This is a genomic window from Kitasatospora sp. NPDC058063, assembly GCF_042885395.1.
GTDB lineage: Bacteria > Actinomycetota > Actinomycetes > Streptomycetales > Streptomycetaceae > Kitasatospora > Kitasatospora lactacystinica.
On record NZ_JBHVSD010000013.1, the window covers coordinates 219,926 to 237,976 of the forward strand.

The following is an 18,051-nucleotide window of genomic DNA, read 5'->3' on the forward strand; positions in this document are numbered from 1 at the left end:
CCTGCGGTCAGTGCGTCAGGTCCACGACGGGACCGCTGAACGTCCCGTCGCTCGACACCGTCAACTCGCTGGGCACGCCGTCCACCTGGACCCGGGCCAGGTACGCGGTCGGGCTCACGCCGACGACCGGCACCCGGACCTCGTACGGGTCGGTGCGCGGCCGCGGCGGCGCGGGCGCGCGGAACTGGTGGCTCGCCCCGCGCCGCCCGGCGGGCGGGTGCGACTCGTCCAGCAGCAGCACGACCTGCTGGTCGTCCCGGAGCGGCAGGTCCAGCCGGACATCCAGCCGGGCCGAGACCCCGGACGGTCCGTCGCCGCGGTCCGCCGTGCCGATCGGCCCGACGATCCGCGGCTGCCGGGCGAAGGTCTGCGCATTGGACTCCAGCGCGAGGTGGTCGGCGGCGGGCCGGCCGTCCAGCGCCAGTCCGTGCAGCACCTGCACCTGGTACACGCCGGGCGGCAGGTCCTCCGGGACAGCGACCACCAGGCGGTCGTCCCGGACGCCGCCCGGATCGACCGGCACCCGCCGCTCGCCCAGCCGGGCCACGATCAGGTCCGCGCGCAGGCCGGTGCCCTCCAGCACCAGCTCCCGGTCCTTGGTCACCGGCCCTTCCTCGGGAGCACCGGGGGACCCGGCGGGCCGGGAGAGCACCCGCTCCACGACCGGCCCGCGGGACGGCACGGCCCGCACCGTACGGCGCAGCACCGGCTTGCCGGCCACCGGATCGACCCTGCCCTCCACGAGGACGGCGGCGGCCTGGTAGGTCACGGACAGCGCGTACGGCGTCTGGAGCAGCGTGCTCCACAGCTTGGACAGCTCCTCGACGTCCATCGTCGTGGGCGTGAAGCGCACCCGCTGCGGCGAGGCGGCCAGGTCCGTCCCCACCAGGTACGGCTGGGCGGCGGCCTCCTCGATCAACTGCCGGGACAGTACCGGCTGTTCGGTCAGTGCCCGGACCACGCAGCCGAGCAGCCGTTGGCCGACCAGCTGGGACTCCTCGCCGTAACAGCTGATCAGGTAGTGCAGGTCCAGGGCGGCGGCCGGCCGGGCCAGCACCGTGCCGTCCGTCGCGCGGGTGGGTGCGTCGCGATTGCGCAGCGAGGCGTTGGCCGTGACCTGGTAGAGGAAGACGGTGATGGTCGGGTCGGTGGGCGGCTCGGTCGGCGGCTTGCGGGCGCCGACCTCGACCGCGAACGGGATGTCGGGCGGGAGCGCTCGGGTGATGAGCAGCCGCAGCGCCTCGCTCACGGTGGCGATCGCGAGGTGGTTGCTCATGCGCCCGCCTCGCTGCGCTCGGCAGGGGCATTCGCCCGTACGCACCTTCTGATGGCTCGCTCGCTCCGCTCGCTCACGGGTTCGCCCCCTCGGTCGTGTGCCCCACCCGCGCGCTCATGAGGTCTCCCGGTCGAGGTACTTGTCCAGGTCGAGGGCCGGGCCCGGGCGGGCGGCCGCCGGCTTGGCCGGTCCGGCCGGGGTGCGCTGGGCGGCCCTGACCTCGACCCGCCCGATCTGGACCCGTACCACCCGCTCGACCGGGCGCTGCCGGCGTCGGGTCCCGGTCCCGTGCGCCTGGCCCGGATCAGCTGCCCCGGCGGCCCGCCGTACGGACGCCGGCGCGGCGGCCGACCGGACCGGTGCGGGCGGTGCCGCGGTCGGCCGGTCGGGGTCGGCCGCCCGGTGCCGTGCGGTGACAGGTGTCGGTACGGCTGCCGGGCGGGCGGTCTCCCTCCGCACCGCCGGCCCGACGGCCGGTGCGGCACCGGCGGTGACCTGCGGCGCGATCAGCAGCGGCGTCCGCGGCAGCGGAAGGACGGGTGAGACAGCCGGCCGGTCCTCACCGACCACTGCCCGCAGCGCCCTCTCGGCCGGCGCCGCGGGCAGTGCCGCCGGCAGCCGGGGGAGCGGCACGGGAACGGGTCGCCCGTCCGAGCGGCCCGGCCCGAACGGCTCCGCGTCGATGACCGGCGGCGCCGGAGCGAGTGCGTCGAGCCGTTCGAACGGCCCCGGCAGGCGCGGGCGCACCCGTACCCCGGCCCGGTCGCCGCCCGGGCCGCGCTTCGCCACCAGGCGGTCGAAGTGGTCAGGCATCTGCACACAGCTCCAGGTAGTAGCGGCGCCGCAGCGGGCCGAGCGCCAGGATCTCCGCCTCGCTCCAGCCGTAGGCGGTGGCCAGGAGGTGGACGTGGAGCAGGGTCGCCCGGGCCCAGTCGTCCAGCTCCTCCCAGAGGTAGGAGGCGATGTCCAGCTCGGCGAGGGCCTGCTCGCCGCACTCGGGGCAGCCGAGGTGCAGCCGGACGTCCGCGCAGGGGTCGGCCGCGGCGGCGGCCTCGGCCACGCGCCGCTGGACCGGTCCGGGGAGCTGCCGGGCGGCGACCGGCTCCCCGCCGTGCTCGGCGTCCAGCACGCACCGCTCCAGCACCACGGCCCTGGCCTGGTCCGCGGGGGCCTGTTCGGCGGCGGCCAGATCGCCGGGGGTGGGCAGCCGGAAGCCGACCTGCCAGCCGTCCAGCTCCACCCGCAGCGGGCCGTCCGCCGGCCGCGCGGCACCGACCACCTGTCCGGAGTCGAAGGTGAACTCCATCTCCTCTGCGCAACTCGGGCATCCGACCCGCATGTTGAGCCGTTTGCCGAACAACTCGGCTCGCAGGCCGAAGAGTTCGGCGTCCCGCTGGCCGAGCGGAACGGCCAGCAGCTCCTCCGTCCCGGCGCCCGGACGGGCGACGGCGTGCAGCAGCAGGGCCCGCCCGGTGCGGCCGGCCGTCAGCCCGGCCTCCCAGGCGGCCAACAGGGCTGCCTCGCCGGCGAGTTCCATCGGCCGGCCGCTCAGGCCGGCTGCTGGAACGAGGGCTCTTCCGGCTCGGGCGTCTCCTCGTCCCGCTCCCAGCCCTCCACCTCCAGCTTGAGGCTCTGGATCGCCACCGCGTTGGCGTTGGCGTCCAGTTCGCCGAGCACCTGGTACTCACTCGGCCAGGCGCGGTACAGCTTGTGGGCGACCGCCACCTGACCGGCCTCGTTGAGCACCTGGATCACCAGGTCCTTGCGGAAGTCCCGCAACGAGACCTCTGCCCCGCGGCCCGCGCCGACCATCCAGACCTTGTTGGCCCAGCGGTCGAACTCCGGGTCGTGGGTGACCCCGCGCTCCAGGGTGACCGCCTCGAAGTCGGTGCGCCCCGGCGACTTGCGCGGCGCGCTCGGATCGCCCCCGCTGCGGTGCTTCACCACCTCGGTGGTGCGTTTGAGCGGGCTGATCTTGCTGACTCCGGCGACGACCCTACCGTCCCAGACGACCAGGAACTTGAAATTCTTGTACGGATCGAACCGGTGCGGATTGACGGTGAACTCGACCATGGAGATCCTAAACCTCGAACTGTCCGGCGAGCTGCTCGATCTTGACGATCACGAATTCCGCGGGCTTGAGTGGCGCGAATCCGACCACGACGTTCACCACACCACGATTGATGTCGTCCTGCGTGGTGGTGTCCCTGTCGCACTTGACGAAATAGGCCGAGCGCGCCGACGTGCCCTGGAACGCGCCCTGCTGGAACAGCGAGTGCAGGAACGCGCCCACGTTCAGCCGGATCTGCGCCCACAGCCGCTCGTCGTTTGGCTCGAACACGACCCATTTGGTACCGCGGTAGAGGCTCTCCTCCAGCATCAGCGCCAGGCGCCGCACCGGGACGTACTTCCACTGCGAGCTGAGCGCGTCGGCGCCCGCCATGGTCCGCGCGCCCCACACCACCGGGCCCACCACCGGGAACGTCCGCAGGCAGTTCACCGCGAGCGGGTTCAGCAGGCCGTTCTCCCGGTCCGTCAGCGGGACGGTCAGCGCGCGCACCCCGGGCAGTCCGGCCTCGGTGCCCGCGGGCGCCTTCCACACGCCCCGCTGGCCGTCGGTGCGCGCCATCACGCCGGCGATGGTGCCCGACGGCGGGAAGCTGCGCAGCCGGCCGGTGAGCGGGTCGACCAGCTCCAGGTGCGGGAAGTACAGCGCGGCGTGGTCGCTGCGCACCGAGTCGAAGGCGGACAGGCCCGCCCGGGCGTCGTCCAGCGTCGTCCACGCCTGCGGCGAGTCGACGATCAGGAACATCCGCTGCTCCGCGCAGAGCGCCTGGGCGGCGGAGACGACCGTGACGGCGTCGTCCACGCCGGCGTAGCCGGCCAGTTCCGGCAGCACCAGCAGGTTGACGTCCGGCACGTCGCGCAGGGCCTGGATGCCGGTCTTGCCGGCCTCGCTGCCGATCAGGTCGGTCATGCCGGGGGCTGCGCCGTCCTGGCCGCCGGCGAGGGCGAGGACCGGCGGATTGACCGAGCCCTCCAGGCCGAGGTTGTTGGCGGCCTCACCGAGGAAGCGCACCACGTCGGCCGGGTCCGTGGAGCCGGCGACGACCTGGAGCTGCCGACCGAACACGCTCACCCGGGTGCCCGCGAAGGCCCGCCTGCCCGGGGCGTCGGGCAGGGCCCGCAGCTTGCGCTCCAGCAGCAGGGCGAGTTCGGGGACGGTGGTCGGCGCGGTGCCGTCCGCGGCCGGGTCGTAGATCGTGACGGTCCGCGAGACGTCGGCGATCTTCACCTGGATCTCGTGGGTGAGGTCCGGCAGCGTGGCGGCGAAGGGCTTGGAGACGGTGCCCACCGGATCCGGTCGGCTCTCCGCCAGGACCTTCACCCGGACGACGCCCGAGCCGCTGTTCACCACCGTCTCGGCGAACCGGGGGCTGGCGGCCCGGACCGACAGGTCCGCGAAGGACTCCCGGACGGCGCCGGAGGTGTCGAAGACCTGGAGGTTGAAGGTCTCGGCCGGGGTCGGCGTCCGGTAGTCCACGGCGACCCGCAGTCCCCCGCCCCAGAGCCCCGGCTCGACGGCCGTGACCTCCAGGGCCGGGGTGGCGGTGGAGGACTGCGTCGAGTTGAGCGTGACGCCCGCGGCGGCGCCGGTGCCGGCCGCCGCGACCCGGACCACGACCCCGACCGAGCCCCCGTTGAGGAAGAACTGCTGGACGGCGTAGCTGACCGGGCTCTGACTCGCGAGTCCGCCGAAACGGCGTTCGAAGTCCGCGAAACTGGTGATGGTGACCGGCTGGTTGAGCGGGCCGCGCCGGGTGGCCCCGACGAAGGCGGTCACCGAGGTGCTCACCGCGGTGATGGTACGGACGCCGCTGGGAAGCTCTTCGATGTAGACGCCCGGGTAGGTCGGTGTCGTCGGCAATTCCCCCTCCGTTCACTTCGTGCATCAAGAAACCGCTCAATGGGATCAGGATGCATTGGTGGCAGGCTCAGTCTCGGATTCAGGTGACAATTCGTCAAGGCCTGAACACGAAAGGCTAATTGTATTACTGGACCTATTTTTTGGGTTGCGGAATACGCTGTTCCGCAACCCTTGTGCTGGTGCCCGTCAGCCGCCCTCGGGCAGGTTCCGGTAGTCGGGTCGGGCCGGCGCGGAGTCCGGCGGCGTCGCTGCGGGTGCCGGTGCCGGTGCCGGTGTCGGAGCCGGTGCGGGTGTGGGCGTAGGTGCGGGTGCGGGTGCGGGTGCTGGTGCGGCGGGCGCAGGCGCAGGTGCGGCCGGGGCCGGTGTGGGCGCGGGTGTGGGCGCGGGGACCGGAGGCTGGTAGGACGGCGGCCGGGCCGCCCCCAGGAACCAGCCCCAGTTCGCGCCGAACCGGTGCTCCAGGAACCGGAACGCGGCGTAGTAGACCGTGCCGAAGCCGGTGACCAGGGCGGAGGTGACGGAGGCGTTGTCCAGGTGGATGCCGAGCCGCGCGGCCTGCACCACGAGGAACGCGACGATGTAGGGCACGCACGTGCGCCACAGGGACAGGGCGAGTTGGTACATCTGTCCTCCTCGGCCGGTGTCAGCCGGCGACGGTGAAGCCGTGCGCCTGGCCGAGCCGGGTCAGCGAGTTGGTGCCGGGTATGCCGTCCGCCTGCTGCCCGCTGTACCCGTACCGGCGCTGCAGCTCGGCGTAGGCGTCGACGGTCCTCGTGCCGAACGAGCCGTCGGCCCACTGCCGGTCGAGCAGCCCATCGGCGACGAGCGCAAGCTCCACCGTGTACACGTCGTCCGGGTACGTGGTGGCGCCCTGGGCCGCGTCCGGGTCCTGGCGGGCCGCCGCGACGACCCTCGACTTCGACACCTCGGCCAGCGGGACGGCCCCGCCGAGCAGTCGGCGCAGCGAGGCCTCGCCGGGCACGCCGTCCGCGTCCCCGTCGGAGTAGCCCAGACTGCGCTGGAAGTCGGCGTAGTTGAGGGTGTCGGCGTCGGTCCAGTCCGGGCCGGGGCCCTGGCCGTAGTGCGAGCCGAAGTTCGCCGCCACCAGCGCCTCGCCGACGAGGGTGACCTGCGGACCGTGCGCGCCGTAGCCGTACGGCAGGCCGCCGACGCTGTTCCGGTACCTGGCCGGGGTCGGGTCCGGTTGCGGCGCGGGCTGCTGGGGCGGGGCGTTCGTCGTCCCGGACGGGCGCGGCGCACCCGACGTCACCCAGGCGTACAGAGCCGGGCCGGGGCAGTCGGTCGAGTAGCCGTCCTGGTGCCCCTTGATCTCCGGGCCCGCCGGGCCCTGCTGCTCGCAGTACTCGATCGCGTCCCGCAGCCCGTTGAGCTGTTCCGGGGTGGGCACGGTCGAGCCGGAGGAGCCGACCAGCCCGCACACCGCGTAGTGCGCCTCGTTGAGCGGGACGTCGCCGTTGGCGCTGTTGCGCCGGTTCAGGCCGCGGCCCTCGAACACGTGGCCGTGCTCGCAGACCACGAAGCTGTAGCCGATGTCCGACCAGCCGTCGTCGTCCATGTGCGAGGCCTGGAGGCGCCGTACGTAGGCCGGGCAGGTGTCATGGCTGCCGAAGGTGTACGCCGTGCCGAGATAGTGCACCTTCACTCCGGCGCGCGGACCGGCGTACGGGATCGAACCGTTGGGCTCGCGCCAGGGCCGCGCGCCCCACTGGTCCCGGGGCACCAGCTGGAGCCCCGGCCAGTCGGGCGACTGCGGTCCTGGGGTCGGCGTGGGTGGCTCGGGGTCCGGGGCCCGGCCCGCGCCGGCCCACGCCCGCAACTCGTCCAGCGAGCCGTTGAACACGTCCGCGTCGAGCGGGTCGTCGCTGTACTGGTGGAAGCGCCACGACGCCTGGATGCGCGGCGAACCCGCGGACACGTAGTCCGCTATCCACAGGAAGTCACCGGCGTCGTCGTCCGTCCGGAACCAGTAGTCCCGGTTGGTGTAGAGCCCGACCAGGCGGTCCGGGTAACGCTGCTTGACCGCCGCCAGCCACCGGTTCTTCGCCTCGGTCGCGTCGCCGTCGCCGACCGACTGTCCGTACGGCTCGAAGTCCAGCACCAGCAGCTCGCCCGCGGGCACCTGCCCCACGATCCGGCAGAAGTGCTCCACCTCACCGTCGACCGGGTTCTCCGCGTGCAGGAAGTGGTAGTGCCCGACCACCAGTCCGCGCCCCCGGGCGTCCGCGAGCTTGTCGGTGTACCCCGACTGGCCGGTGTGGCCGCCCTCGGTGGCCTTGATGAAGACGAACTCCGCGTCCCCCGGGATGCCCGACTGGAAGTCGGAGACGTCGTAACCCTTCGCGTATGCCATCAGGATGCTCCCCCTTTGCGCCGATGGCAGCCACGGCCGACCGGCCCCTTACCTCAGGGCGCACGACACCGGCCAGGGCGTCATGTTCACTCCACATGAGAACTGACTGAGCGTCAACTCTCTTTATTTGAATGTGTTCTGTGGGTTCTGCGGGCCTTCTGCGGTGGTCTCGTCCGGCAGGTCCGTGCCGCTGGCACATTCGCCGGACGACGCGCCGTGGCGAGGGTGTTCGGGGGTCCTGTCCGGTGGTCGGGGGGCATGGTCGGGCCCGCCGGGGCGGCGCCCCGGCCGAGGACGGCCGAGTGGATGTGGGCTCCAGCGCCCGGGCGCGGCCGGGGCGCGGCGGGCGGCCTGCCGCAGGTCGAGGACGCGGCAGGGCAGGCCGAGGTCCGTCACCTGCGGGATGAACTCCGCCTGGGAGAGCGTTCACCGCCGGCCCGGGCGGCGCGTGTGCTCATGATCCGGGACGGGATGCGCTCCCGGCCGGGCTGTGCCGGGCCGGGAGCCGGTGGAGCGGGCGGCGGGCGGCGGGCGGTGCGGGAACCGGGAACCGCGCCGGCGCGTCAGGAGTCGGCGCAGGCCTTCCCGATGTCGCCGGCGGCGTCGGTGATCGGCTTGAAGTCGGGCTGTTTGCCCTTGGAGACCTGGTCGATCGCGTTGTTGACGGCCTTGGCCAGCCGGTCGGCCGCGGGGTCGATCTTGTCCCCGCCGTCCTGGCGGATCTTCTTGGCGTCGTCGGCGACCTTCCGCAAGGCCTCTACCGTGTGGTTGCGGCGGTTCTCGTCGGTGATCTGCCCCACGTTGATCGCCGAATCGGCGAGGTCCTGGACGTCGCCGGTGAGGCTGATCGCCCGCTTTCCGCAGTCCAGGGCCTTGTCGGCGTCGCACGCGGTGAACAGTGGGACCGCGAGGAGCAGCGCGAGCGTGGTGGCGGCCAATCGGTACGGCTTCCTTGTCATGTCTCTATCCCTCCCGCCGTATCAACGCCGCTCCGTCGTGCGGAGGTTCCGGAAGACCGGGTGAACCCTTGGGAAAGTCTTTGCCCCGTCGCGGAACATGAGGTTCCGTCATGTGAGGGAAGACGTACGGGCGTTCACCCCGCGGGCGCCGTGCGCGGGGTGAACGCCTCTCCCGGCCCTACCGCTTGGCGAGCCCGGACAGCTCGCGCACCAGACGGGCGATGGTCGGGGCGGCCACGGCGTGGGCGTCGGCCGCCCGCAGCACGGCGCCGCCGATGGCGTCCAGCTCGGTCGCCCGGCCGGCCTCCACGTCGCGCTGCATCGAGGACTTCATCGCCGCGGGGAGGCGGTCGAAGGAGGTGAGCAGCGCCTGCGCGTCCGCCGGCGCGCCGACCGCCCGGGTGACGGCGGTGATCTCGTCCAGCACCGCGAGGAGTTCGGCCCGGTGCTCGGTGCGCACGGCGCCGATCCCGCTCGCGTGGCGGGTGGTGAGCAGGGCGAACGGGGCGAGGAAGGAGAGCTTGCCCCACAGCATCGCCGTCTCGTCCTCGCGCAGCGTGACGTCCAGCCCGGTGTGGCGCAGCCGTTCGGCGAACCCGGCCACGGGGGAGTCCGGTTCGGCGGTCGCGCCGAGCTCGACGGCGGCGAACGGACTGGTGTGCTCGATCCTCCCGGGTGCCGTCCGGGTGGCCTCGACCCGGATCGTGCCGGCCACCACGCGCCCGGCCGGGTAGCGTTCGCGCAGCAGCGCCATGTGGTCCAGGCCGTTCAGCAGCGGCACCACGATCCCGGTGCCGAGCACCTCAGGGGGCATCCGGTCGAGGGCGCCGGCCAGCGCCGTCTCCTTGACCGTCACGAAGGCCGCGTCGACCGGCTCGCGCAGCTCGGTCGCGGCCTCGACCCGGGCGGTGAACTCGCCGAACCGGCCGCTGCGGACGTGCAGTCCGTCCCGCCGGACGGCGGCCGCCGTCTCCTCGCCGGCCAGGCAGACGACCCGGTGGCCGTCGCGGGCGAGCAGCCCGCCGATCAGTCCGCCGACGCCGCCCGGCCCGAGGACGGCGACGGTCAGAGGGGTGGTGGTCATGGTGACTCCCGTGGGTGGGGGTGGGTGGGTGAGGGAGGGGGAGGCGGAGGGGCGGGCCCGGCTACGACGCCTCCCAGAAGAACCGGCCCTCCAGGCCGTCCGGGCTGAGGAAGCCGAAGCCGTTGCCGTAGCCGAAGTTGAGGAAGTACGGATCGCCCTCGTCCGGGGCGTCCGCGAGGGCGAAGAGGTACTGCCAGGGCGCCGGGACCCTGGCCCGGCCGTTCGCGTAGGACGGGTCTCCGCCGAGGTGGTCGTGCACGTGGTCGCCGTCCGGGAAGGGCACCTCGGGGCCTTCGTCGCGCAGGTACCGCTGGAAGGCGGCCCGCTGGTCCATCGCCCGGTCGACGTCGTCCGACAGCGGCACCACGTCCAGGTGGTACTCGACCGGGGTCCGCTCGCCGTCGGCTTCGCAGCGCCAGAGCGTGCGGCCCCGGGTGTCGGACGGGCCGATCACGGCGAACGGCGGGATGCGCCCGTCCGGCTGGACGAGCAGCAGGCCGTCGCCCCGCTCCGGGTCGAGGCCGCCCATGATCTCGTCCTCTTCCTCCAGGAAGAGGTACGCCAGCCGCCCGGGCTCGCCCGGGACGGGGAACTGCCCGATGAACACCAGCGGTTCGCCCGTGGTGGGGGCGAGCGGCCAGGCGGGCTCGGCCAGCCAGTACGGCTCGCCGCCGAGCTTGGGGACCGGTGCGGTGATCGGTCGCTCGGCCGGGCGCGGGGACAGCCGGCGGCGGGGCAGGTAGGCGGCGTCGTGCGGACCGGTGGCGGTGCCGGTCGGGAGGGGGATCATGCGGCGGCCTCGGTGGGTGCGTCGTGCGCGGTCGGTGCGTCGTGCCCGGAGGGGGCGGAGTGGGGGAGGGAGCCGGAGGAGAACGGCTCCTTTCGGTGCGGCTCGCGGCCCGGGGCGGGTAGCCGGAGGCCGCGGCCGGGCAGCAGGTCGATGGTCACCGGATCATGATTCCCCGTCGGGCGGATTCGACGGGAGGCGGGGTGGGGACGGGTGGAGGAGGGGAGGGTGAGCCGGACCGTGGCGGGGCCCGCCGGGGCATCCGTCCCCACCCCGCGGGACGGCTCGAAGGACCGCCCGCGGGCGGCGGTCGCGGTCGAACCGTTCGGGCCGCCGACCGCGCCGCAGCACGGGGACGGCCACCGGGCGGGAGCGCTCCGGAGCCGGCCCCGGCGATGCCGCGACCGGCCCGAGGGGGCGTAGCACCACCTGCGGGGTTCGGATTTCCGAACCCCGGATTCGGGTGCCAGCACAATCGATCTCCCGGCCCCGGACGCCCACGATGGAGGGCATGAACGGGATGACGACAGCCGCCACCACGGCGGCGAACGACGGGACGACGGGCGCGGCCCTGAGCGCGGTCGGGCTGCACCGGGAGTACGGGCGCGGCGCGGCGGCCGTGCGGGCGCTGCGCGGGGTGTCGGTGGGCTTCGCGCCGGGGACGTTCACGGCGGTGATGGGGCCGTCGGGATCCGGCAAGACCACCCTGCTGCACTGCCTGGCCGGGATGGACCGTCCGACCAGGGGCACCGTGCGGTGGGGCGACACCGAGGTGTCCGGGCTGCCCGAACGGCGGCTGGCGGAGCTGCGCCGCACCCGGGTGGGGTTCGTGTTCCAGGCCTTCAATCTGATGCCCGCGATGACGGTCGCGCAGAACGTCGAGCTGCCCGGGCGGCTGGCCGGGCGGCCGCCGGAGCGGGGCGGGGTGCGGGAGGCGCTGGTCCGGGTCGGGCTGGCCGGGCGCGAGCGGCACCGGCCCGGGCAGCTGTCGGGCGGTCAGCAGCAGCGGGTGGCGATAGCCCGGGCCCTGGTCTCCCGGCCGGAGGTGCTGTTCGCCGACGAGCCGACCGGCGCACTGGACCGCGCCACCGGGCAGGAGGTCCTCGGCCTGCTGCGCGCGGGCGTCGACGTCGACGGACAGACCTGTGTGATGGTCACCCACGACCCGGTCGCCGCCGGGTACGCGGACCGGGTGCTGCTGCTCGCCGACGGCCTGCTGGTGGACGAGCTGATCAGGCCGACGGCCGCGCAGGTCGGCGAGCGGCTGAGCCGGTTGGGCGGGTGAGCGCCGTGAGCAGTCCCGTGCTGAGCCTCTCGGCGGGGCAGATCCGCCGCCGTCCGGCCTCCTTCGCCGGGCTGGGAACGGCGCTGTTCCTGGCGGTGGCGGCGGTGACGCTGTTCGGGTCGCTGGTCGCCGCGCAGGTCACGGCACCGGCCGCGGTGTCGCGGGCGGCGGTGTCCGGGCCGGGCCTGGTGCTGATCGCCGGCGCGTTCGGCGAGATCGCCGTCCTGGTCGCGCTGTTCGTCGTGGTCAACGCGCTCGGCTTCACGCTGCGCCAGCAGCACCGGGAGCTGGCGCTGCTGCGCACCGTCGCGGCGACGCCCCGTCAGGTCCGCCGGGTGGTGCGCGCGCAGGTGGTGGCGACGGCCCTGCTGGTGGCCGTGCCGGGCGGCCTGGCGGGTTTCCTCGCGGCCCGGGCCTTCCTCGCCGCGCTCCAGACGCGCGGCATGGCGGCACCCGGGCTCCGCATACCCGGGGCGCCGGTGCCGGCGCTGGTCGGGTTCGGGGTGGCCCTGCTGGTCGGCCTGGCGGCCACCGCGGTCGCGGCCCGCCGGATCACCCGGCCCGCCCCGGCCGTCGCGCTGACCGAGGGCGCGGGCGGGCCGCGGCGGACGGGCGCGCTGCGGGTGCTCGCCGGGGTGGCGGTGCTCGCCGGCGGCGGGTTGCTGCTGCGACTGGCCGCGAGCCGGCCGGCCGGAGAGCTGGACAAGGCGGGGCAGGCCGCGCTGCTCGGCTCGCTGGTGCTGCTGGTCGCGGTCGGACTGCTGGGGCCGGTGGCGGCGAGGGGCCTGGCGGTCGTGCTCGGCGCCCCGGCGCGGGCGCTCGTGCCCAGGGCGGGCTGGCTGGCGGACGCCAACCTCCGCGGCTACGCGGCCCGGCTCTCCTCTGCCGTGGTGCCGGTCGCGCTGCTGGTCGGGCTCTGTGGCACCATGCTGACCCTGACCAGCACCGCGGAGCAGGTGGCCCGGGCGACGGGTGCCGCGACCAGCGTCACCAAGGAGAGCGACATCTGGCTGCGCGAGATGGAGCTCGGACTGCTGGTCTGCTTCGCGGCGGTCTCCACGGTCAACACCCTGGTGGCGCTGACCGCCGAGCGGCGCCGGGAGTTCGCGCTGCTGCGCCTGGTCGGGGCGACGCGGCGGCAGCTGTTGCGGATGCTCTCGGTGGAGGCGGTCCTGACCACGGCGATCGGGGTGCTGCTGGGCGCGGCGGTGGCGGCCGCGGCCTCGGGGGCGTTCAGCCTGGCGGTGACGGGCTCGGTGGTCCCAGTGGTGCCGGGCGCGGCCTGCGCCCGGGTGGTGCTGGGAGCAGCGGTGCTCACGGTGCCGGGGATCGTGGGCACGGGGCTGTGGGCGGTCGGCGGCTCGGCGGTGGCATCGACGGGTGGGGAACGGCGGTGAGACGAGGAAGGTCGAGGCGGGCGTCGACGGTGGGCGGGCCGCCGGGTCGGTGCCGTGGTGGTCCGAGGGGCCGCCCGGACGGAGGGGCAGGTGGGTGCGATGGCTCCGGAGGTGCCTGGTGGATGCTGGAGGCCGGTCGGAGGGTGAACGGTGAGGTGGACGGTGGCTGAGCGGCGGCGGTACCGGTCGGTGAGCGGCGGCGAACTGGCCTTCGCGGTGCTCGGGTTGCCGCTCGGGGTGCTCGGCGGGGTGTACGCCGTCGCGGTCCTCTACGCCGGGGTGCTGCTCTCGCTCACCGTGCTGGGCCTGCCGTTCGTGGTCGCCGCGCTGCTCGGGGCGAGGCGGCTCGGCGGGCTGCACCGGTGGCTGGTCGGGCGGCTGCTCCGGGAGGAGGTGCCCGCGCCGCCGCCGTTGCCGCGCCCGTCCGGGGTGTTCGCCCGGGGCCGGGCGGTGCTGACCGACCCGGTGGCCTGGCGGACGCTGCTCTACCTCCTGGTGCGGCTGCCGCTGGGCGTGCTCGGGTTCCTCGCCGTGGTCGTGCTGCCGCTCGGCAGCGTCTGGCTGGTGGGCTTCCCGCTCTGGGTGCGGATGATGGAGCCGGGCCCGCGGTCGATCGGACTGCTGGACCTGGGAGCGGTCCCGGTCGGCCTCGCGGTGCTGGCCGTCGTCCCCGCCGCGGTGCGCGCCCTCGGCGGAGCGGACCGCGCGCTCGCCCGCGCCCTGCTCGGGCCGGTGCGCTCGCAGCAGCGGGTGCGTCAGCTGGAGAACGCCCGGGCCATCCTGCTGGCCGAGAACACCGACCGGCTGCGGGGCCTGGAACGCGACCTGCACGACGGCACCCAGGCACAGCTGGTCGCGCTCGCCATCACCCTGTCACTCGCCGACGACGTCCTGGCGGAGGGCGCTCCCTCCGCGGGCGGACCGGCCGGGGGTGTTCCCGTCGCGGGTGTTCCCACCGGGGGTGTTTCCTCCGTGGACGGACCGGCCGGCTCGGGCGGGCCCGACCTCGGGCGGCTGCGCGCCCTGGTCGACCGGGCCCGTGGGCAGACCGACGACACCATCGCCGGTCTGCGCCGGCTGACCCGGGGCATCCACCCGGTGGCACTGGACGGCGGGTTGGCCCAGGCCCTGCCGGGGCTGACCGCCACCTCTCCGGTGCCGGTCGACGTCCGGCTGGACCTGCGGGAGCGTCCGGAGGAGGTGATCGAGCGGGCCGTCTACTTCTGCGCGGCCGAGCTGTTGACCAACATGGCCAAGCACAGCGGCGCGCGGTCGGCGGAGCTGACCGTGACCGCGGCCGACGGGAGGGTCCGGCTGACCGTCAGCGACGACGGGCGCGGCGGCGCCGCGATCGGCGCGGGCACCGGCCTGGCCGGCCTGGCCGAACGGCTCGCGGCGGTGGACGGGACGCTGCGGGTGGACAGCCCGCCCGGCGGGCCGACGGTGGTCGGTGCCGAGCTGCCCGGCCGGCTCTGACGGGGGCACGGTCCTTGCCTTCAGGGCCATCGCCTTCGGGGCCGTCGCCCTCCGGGGCCGCCGGTCTCGGGGCCGCCGGCCTCGGGGTGTCGCCGTTCCGGGTCCGTCGGCTCAGGAGGCGCCGCTCTCCGCGAGGTAGGCGAGCACGGCCTTGACCCGCCGGTTGTCGGCGTCGGTCGCGGGCAGGTCGAACTTGCCGAACACGGCGGCCACGTGCTTCTCCACCGCCCGCTCCGAGACCGTCAGCAGCGTGGCGATCGAGCGGTTGGAGTGCCCCTGCGCCATCAGCTCCAGCACCTCCCGCTCGCGCGGGGTGAGCGCGTCCACCCGGCTGCGCCGCCCGCCGTGCATCAGGCCGTTGACGATCTCCGGGTCGAGGGCCGTGCCGCCCGCGGCGACCCGGTGCAGGGCGTCCACGAACTCGGAGGTCCGGGCCACCCGCTCCTTGAGTAGATAGCCGATGCCCGCTGCGCCGGCCGCCAGCAGCCGGGCCGCCCAGACGGTCTCGACGTGCTGGGAGAAGACCAGGATGCCGACCTCGGGCAGGGCGGCCCGGATCTCCACCGCGGCCCGGATGCCCTCGTCGGTGTGGGTGGGCGGCATCCGGATGTCCACCACGGCCACGTCGGGCCGGTGCTCGGTGACGGCGGCCACCAGCTCGGGCGCCGTACCGGCGGTGGCGACCACCGCGCACCCACGGGCGGTGAGGAGTTCGACCATGCCGTCCCGGAGGATCACCGAATCCTCGGCGAGGACGACGCGGAGCTGATTGTCGATCATGCCGTCATTATCCGGCTCGCCGTTCCCGGGAAATCCTTCAGTCCAGACTGGACAGTCCAGACTGATGAAATTACCGTGGAGCCATGACCGAGAAGCGAACCGGCCCCCAAGCCGCCGCGGCCCGTACAGCCCCCGCCGAGGCCGTGGCGCCCGACACCGCGGCACTGGCCGCCCGCGAGCTGCGCACCGTCTTCAGCCGGCTGCGCCGCACCCTGCGGGAGGCGAGCGGGACCAGCGACCTGACCCCCTCCCAGACCGCCGTGCTCAGTCGGCTGATCAACGACGGTCCGGCCTCCGCGAGCGCGCTGGCCGCCGCCGAGCGGGTCCGTCCCCAGTCGATGGCCGCCACTCTCGCCGTGCTCGAACAGCACGGACTGGTCGGTCGCCGCCCCGACCCCGAGGACGGCCGCCGCCAAGTGGTCAGCCTCACCGAGGCGGGCCTGGCCCACGTCGCGGACAGCCGCCAGGCCCGTCAGGAGTGGCTGACCCGGGCCATGGCGGAGCACTACACCGAGGCCGAGCGCGCCACCGTCCTGGAGGCACTGGCCCTGATGGACCGGCTGAACCGGTGATGGCCGGTCCGTCCGCCCTGCTGGCCCGGCTCCGGTCCCGCCGCCGGCTGCCCGCTCCGGAGGGCGGGTTCAACCGCCGACTGATCGCACCGATGGTGCTCGGATCGGTGCTCAACCCGATCAACTCGTCGATGATCGCGGTGGCCCTGGTGCCCGTGGGCGCCGCCTTCGGCGCGCCGCCCGCCGAGACGGCCTGGCTGGTCACCGCGCTCTACCTGGCCACCGCCGTCGGCCAGCCGGTGATCGGGAGGCTCGTGGACACCCACGGGCCGCGCCGGCTCTACCTCGCCGGGACGGCCCTGGTCGGCCTCGCCGGACTGCTCGGCGCGTTCGCCCCGACGCTCGGACTGCTGATCGCCGCCCGGGTGCTGCTCGGCCTGGGCACCTCCGCGGCCTACCCGGCCGCGATGCACCTGACCCGTACCGAGGCCGAGCGGACCGGGCAGTCCAGCCCCACCGGGGTGCTGACGCTGCTGGCCGTCGCCAACCAGACCGTCGCGGTGGTCGGCCCCACCCTGGGCGGTCTGCTGATCGGCGCGGGCGGCTGGCGGACGGTCTTCGCCGTCAACGTCCCGCTGTCACTGGCCTGTCTGGCGCTCGGCGCGGCCCGGCTGCCCGTCACCGACCGCCGCTCCGGCCGTCCGGACCGAGGTGACGGGTCCGACGGCAGAGACGCGTCCGGCCGCGGCGACCACCGCGGCCGCGGCGACCACCGCGGCCGCGGGGACCACCTCGACCGTCCGGACCGCCTCGACCGTCCGGAGCGCCTCGACCACGCCGGGATCGCGCTGTTCGCGGTCCTGCTGCTCGCCCTGATGCTGTTCCTGATGCGGCCCGACCCGGCGCGCTGGTACCTGCCGGTGCTCGCCGTCCTGGCGGCCGCCGCCTTCGCCGTCCGCGAGCGGCGGGCCCGCACCCCCTTCATCGACCTGCGGTCGCTCGCCGGCAACCGCCCGCTGATCGCCACCTACCTGCGCCAGGTCCTCGGCTACACCTCCGTCTACGCCTTCCTCTACGGCTACACCCAGTGGCTGGAGGAGGGGCGCGGCCTGTCGGCGGCCTCCGCCGGACTGGTGCTGCTGCCGCTGTCGCTGACCGCGCTCACGGCCGCCGGGGTCACCGGCCGCAGTCCGGGTGTGCGCGGCAAGCTGCTGGTCGGCTCCGCCTGCCAGATCGGGGCCTGTGCCGCCCTGCTGTCGGTGCACGCGAGCAGTCCGGGTGCTCTGCTGATCGTGGTCGGTGTGCTGGCGGGCGTCTCGCAGGGGCTGATCGGGCTCGGCACCCAGACCGCCCTCTACCACCAGGCGGACCCGGCCGCCATCGCCTCGGCGGCCGGGCTGCTGCGCACCTTCATGTACCTCAGCGCGATGGCGGCCTCGGCCGCGAACGCCGCCTTCTTCCCGCACGGTGCCACCACGGGCGGGCTGCACCGCCTCGCGCTGTTCATGCTCTGCGGCGCGGCCCTGCTCTTCCTCCTCACCGTGCCCGACCGTTCGCTCGGCCGGCCGGGACGTCCTGTGCGGACCCGGGGATGACCGATGATCAGCTCTCCTCCACCGGGGTTCCGCGCCAGGCCTGGAGGCCCGGGGCGAGCTCGACCACCTCGGCCGGATAGGCCTCCCGGACGAGCTTGAGCAGCGCGCGCTGCTCGTCCAGCCAGTCCGGTGCGGGGGAGAGGACGACCCGGAGCGTGACGCCCGATTCCTCCGCGTCCGAGACGGTCACCCAGAGCCCGCCCGGCCGCGCGGGCTCGATCCGCAGTTCCGGGCCGTGCTCCTCGTCCAGCCAGCGGACCGCGGCGCCGCGCCCGAGCCGCTCCAAAGCCGTTTCCCACTGGGTCAGATGGCGGTCGGTCACCAGCGTGACGAACTGCCCGCGCACCGAGTCGGCGGTGACGGTGATCTCGCAGTCCAGCCAGTCGTGTCCGAGCAGGGAGCCCGGTGCGTGCCGTCCGAGCACCCGTACCCGGACGTTCCGGCCGCCGGTCCGCCCGTCGCGGCCGGGGGCGTCGTCGGTTCCGGGGCGGTCGGTCAGTCTTATCAACTCGTTCTGCTGCGAAGCGACTTCGCTCACGGCGTGCTCCTGTTGGCAGCGGATCAGGGGCTGACATCCTTGCGCAGGTGTTCGCCCCGGTGC

18 protein-coding genes are annotated in these 18,051 nt (G+C 74.4%); 5 read left to right on the forward strand and 13 right to left on the reverse strand.

What is annotated here, in order from left to right; genetic code table 11:
• Positions 1–7 precede the first annotated feature (7 nt).
• From ACFVUY_RS23655 to ACFVUY_RS23705, 11 genes are all read right to left on the reverse strand, one after another.
• Entirely contained in the window at positions 8–1,276 is a 1,269-nt protein-coding gene (locus ACFVUY_RS23655; protein WP_387732886.1) for a DUF4255 domain-containing protein, read from the reverse strand.
• Between the two features lie 114 nt (positions 1,277–1,390).
• Positions 1,391–2,089 (reverse strand): hypothetical protein, encoded by a 699-nt coding sequence (locus ACFVUY_RS23660; protein WP_387732889.1) that lies wholly within the window; start codon positions 2,087–2,089, stop codon positions 1,391–1,393.
• Positions 2,082–2,813: a hypothetical protein gene (locus ACFVUY_RS23665; RefSeq protein WP_387732892.1), complete on the reverse strand. Its 732-nt coding sequence runs from the start codon at positions 2,811–2,813 to the stop codon at positions 2,082–2,084. The genes ACFVUY_RS23660 and ACFVUY_RS23665 overlap by 8 nt, the downstream gene beginning before the upstream one ends.
• 11 nt (positions 2,814–2,824) lie before the next feature.
• Complete coding sequence (locus ACFVUY_RS23670; protein WP_387732895.1) at positions 2,825–3,349, reverse strand: phage tail protein; 525 nt, start codon at positions 3,347–3,349, stop codon at positions 2,825–2,827.
• A gap of 7 nt (positions 3,350–3,356) precedes the next feature.
• Positions 3,357–5,204, reverse strand: a complete 1,848-nt coding sequence (locus ACFVUY_RS23675) for a phage tail sheath family protein (RefSeq protein WP_387732898.1) — start codon at positions 5,202–5,204, stop codon at positions 3,357–3,359.
• Positions 5,205–5,390: 186 nt separating this feature from the next.
• On the reverse strand, positions 5,391–5,828 hold the full coding sequence (locus ACFVUY_RS23680) for a hypothetical protein (RefSeq protein ID WP_387732901.1): 438 nt from the start codon (positions 5,826–5,828) through the stop codon (positions 5,391–5,393).
• Between the two features lie 19 nt (positions 5,829–5,847).
• The gene (locus ACFVUY_RS23685; RefSeq protein WP_387732904.1) at positions 5,848–7,575 is read right to left on the reverse strand and encodes a peptidoglycan-binding protein; all 1,728 of its coding nucleotides are present in this window, start codon (positions 7,573–7,575) and stop codon (positions 5,848–5,850) included.
• Between the two features lie 563 nt (positions 7,576–8,138).
• Complete coding sequence (locus tag ACFVUY_RS23690) at positions 8,139–8,534, reverse strand: hypothetical protein (RefSeq protein ID WP_387687744.1); 396 nt, start codon at positions 8,532–8,534, stop codon at positions 8,139–8,141.
• A 178-nt stretch (positions 8,535–8,712) separates the two neighbouring features.
• Complete coding sequence (locus tag ACFVUY_RS23695) at positions 8,713–9,618, reverse strand: ketopantoate reductase family protein (protein ID WP_387732906.1); 906 nt, start codon at positions 9,616–9,618, stop codon at positions 8,713–8,715.
• Between the two features lie 61 nt (positions 9,619–9,679).
• Positions 9,680–10,408, reverse strand: a complete 729-nt coding sequence (locus ACFVUY_RS23700) for a hypothetical protein (protein ID WP_387732909.1) — start codon at positions 10,406–10,408, stop codon at positions 9,680–9,682.
• Positions 10,405–10,566: a hypothetical protein gene (locus ACFVUY_RS23705; protein ID WP_387732912.1), complete on the reverse strand. Its 162-nt coding sequence runs from the start codon at positions 10,564–10,566 to the stop codon at positions 10,405–10,407. The genes ACFVUY_RS23700 and ACFVUY_RS23705 overlap by 4 nt, the downstream gene beginning before the upstream one ends.
• 359 nt (positions 10,567–10,925) lie before the next feature.
• On the opposite strand from ACFVUY_RS23705, the gene ACFVUY_RS23710 reads away from it, so the two are divergent.
• The 3 genes from ACFVUY_RS23710 to ACFVUY_RS23720 all read left to right on the forward strand — a co-directional run bounded on the left by ACFVUY_RS23710 (position 10,926) and on the right by ACFVUY_RS23720 (position 14,563).
• A complete protein-coding gene (locus ACFVUY_RS23710; RefSeq protein WP_387687860.1) occupies positions 10,926–11,690 on the forward strand; it encodes an ABC transporter ATP-binding protein in 765 nt (254 codons plus the stop codon).
• 5 nt (positions 11,691–11,695) lie between these two features.
• Entirely contained in the window at positions 11,696–13,087 is a 1,392-nt protein-coding gene (locus tag ACFVUY_RS23715; protein ID WP_387732915.1) for an FtsX-like permease family protein, read from the forward strand.
• Between the two features lie 162 nt (positions 13,088–13,249).
• A complete protein-coding gene (locus tag ACFVUY_RS23720; RefSeq protein WP_387732918.1) occupies positions 13,250–14,563 on the forward strand; it encodes a sensor histidine kinase in 1,314 nt (437 codons plus the stop codon).
• A 111-nt stretch (positions 14,564–14,674) separates the two neighbouring features.
• On the opposite strand, the gene ACFVUY_RS23725 is transcribed toward ACFVUY_RS23720, so the two are convergent.
• The gene (locus ACFVUY_RS23725) at positions 14,675–15,343 is read right to left on the reverse strand and encodes a response regulator transcription factor (RefSeq protein WP_359900828.1); all 669 of its coding nucleotides are present in this window, start codon (positions 15,341–15,343) and stop codon (positions 14,675–14,677) included.
• 83 nt (positions 15,344–15,426) lie between these two features.
• On the opposite strand from ACFVUY_RS23725, the gene ACFVUY_RS23730 reads away from it, so the two are divergent.
• Both ACFVUY_RS23730 and ACFVUY_RS23735 read left to right on the forward strand, forming a co-directional pair.
• Positions 15,427–15,915 (forward strand): MarR family winged helix-turn-helix transcriptional regulator, encoded by a 489-nt coding sequence (locus ACFVUY_RS23730; RefSeq protein ID WP_387732921.1) that lies wholly within the window; start codon positions 15,427–15,429, stop codon positions 15,913–15,915.
• Entirely contained in the window at positions 15,915–17,450 is a 1,536-nt protein-coding gene (locus tag ACFVUY_RS23735) for an MFS transporter (RefSeq protein WP_387732924.1), read from the forward strand. The genes ACFVUY_RS23730 and ACFVUY_RS23735 overlap by 1 nt, the downstream gene beginning before the upstream one ends.
• Before the next feature lie 7 nt (positions 17,451–17,457).
• Here ACFVUY_RS23735 and ACFVUY_RS23740 read toward each other — a convergent pair whose 3' ends face one another.
• Complete coding sequence (locus tag ACFVUY_RS23740) at positions 17,458–17,988, reverse strand: DUF5959 family protein (RefSeq protein WP_387732927.1); 531 nt, start codon at positions 17,986–17,988, stop codon at positions 17,458–17,460.
• Between the last annotated feature and the right edge of the window lie 63 nt (positions 17,989–18,051).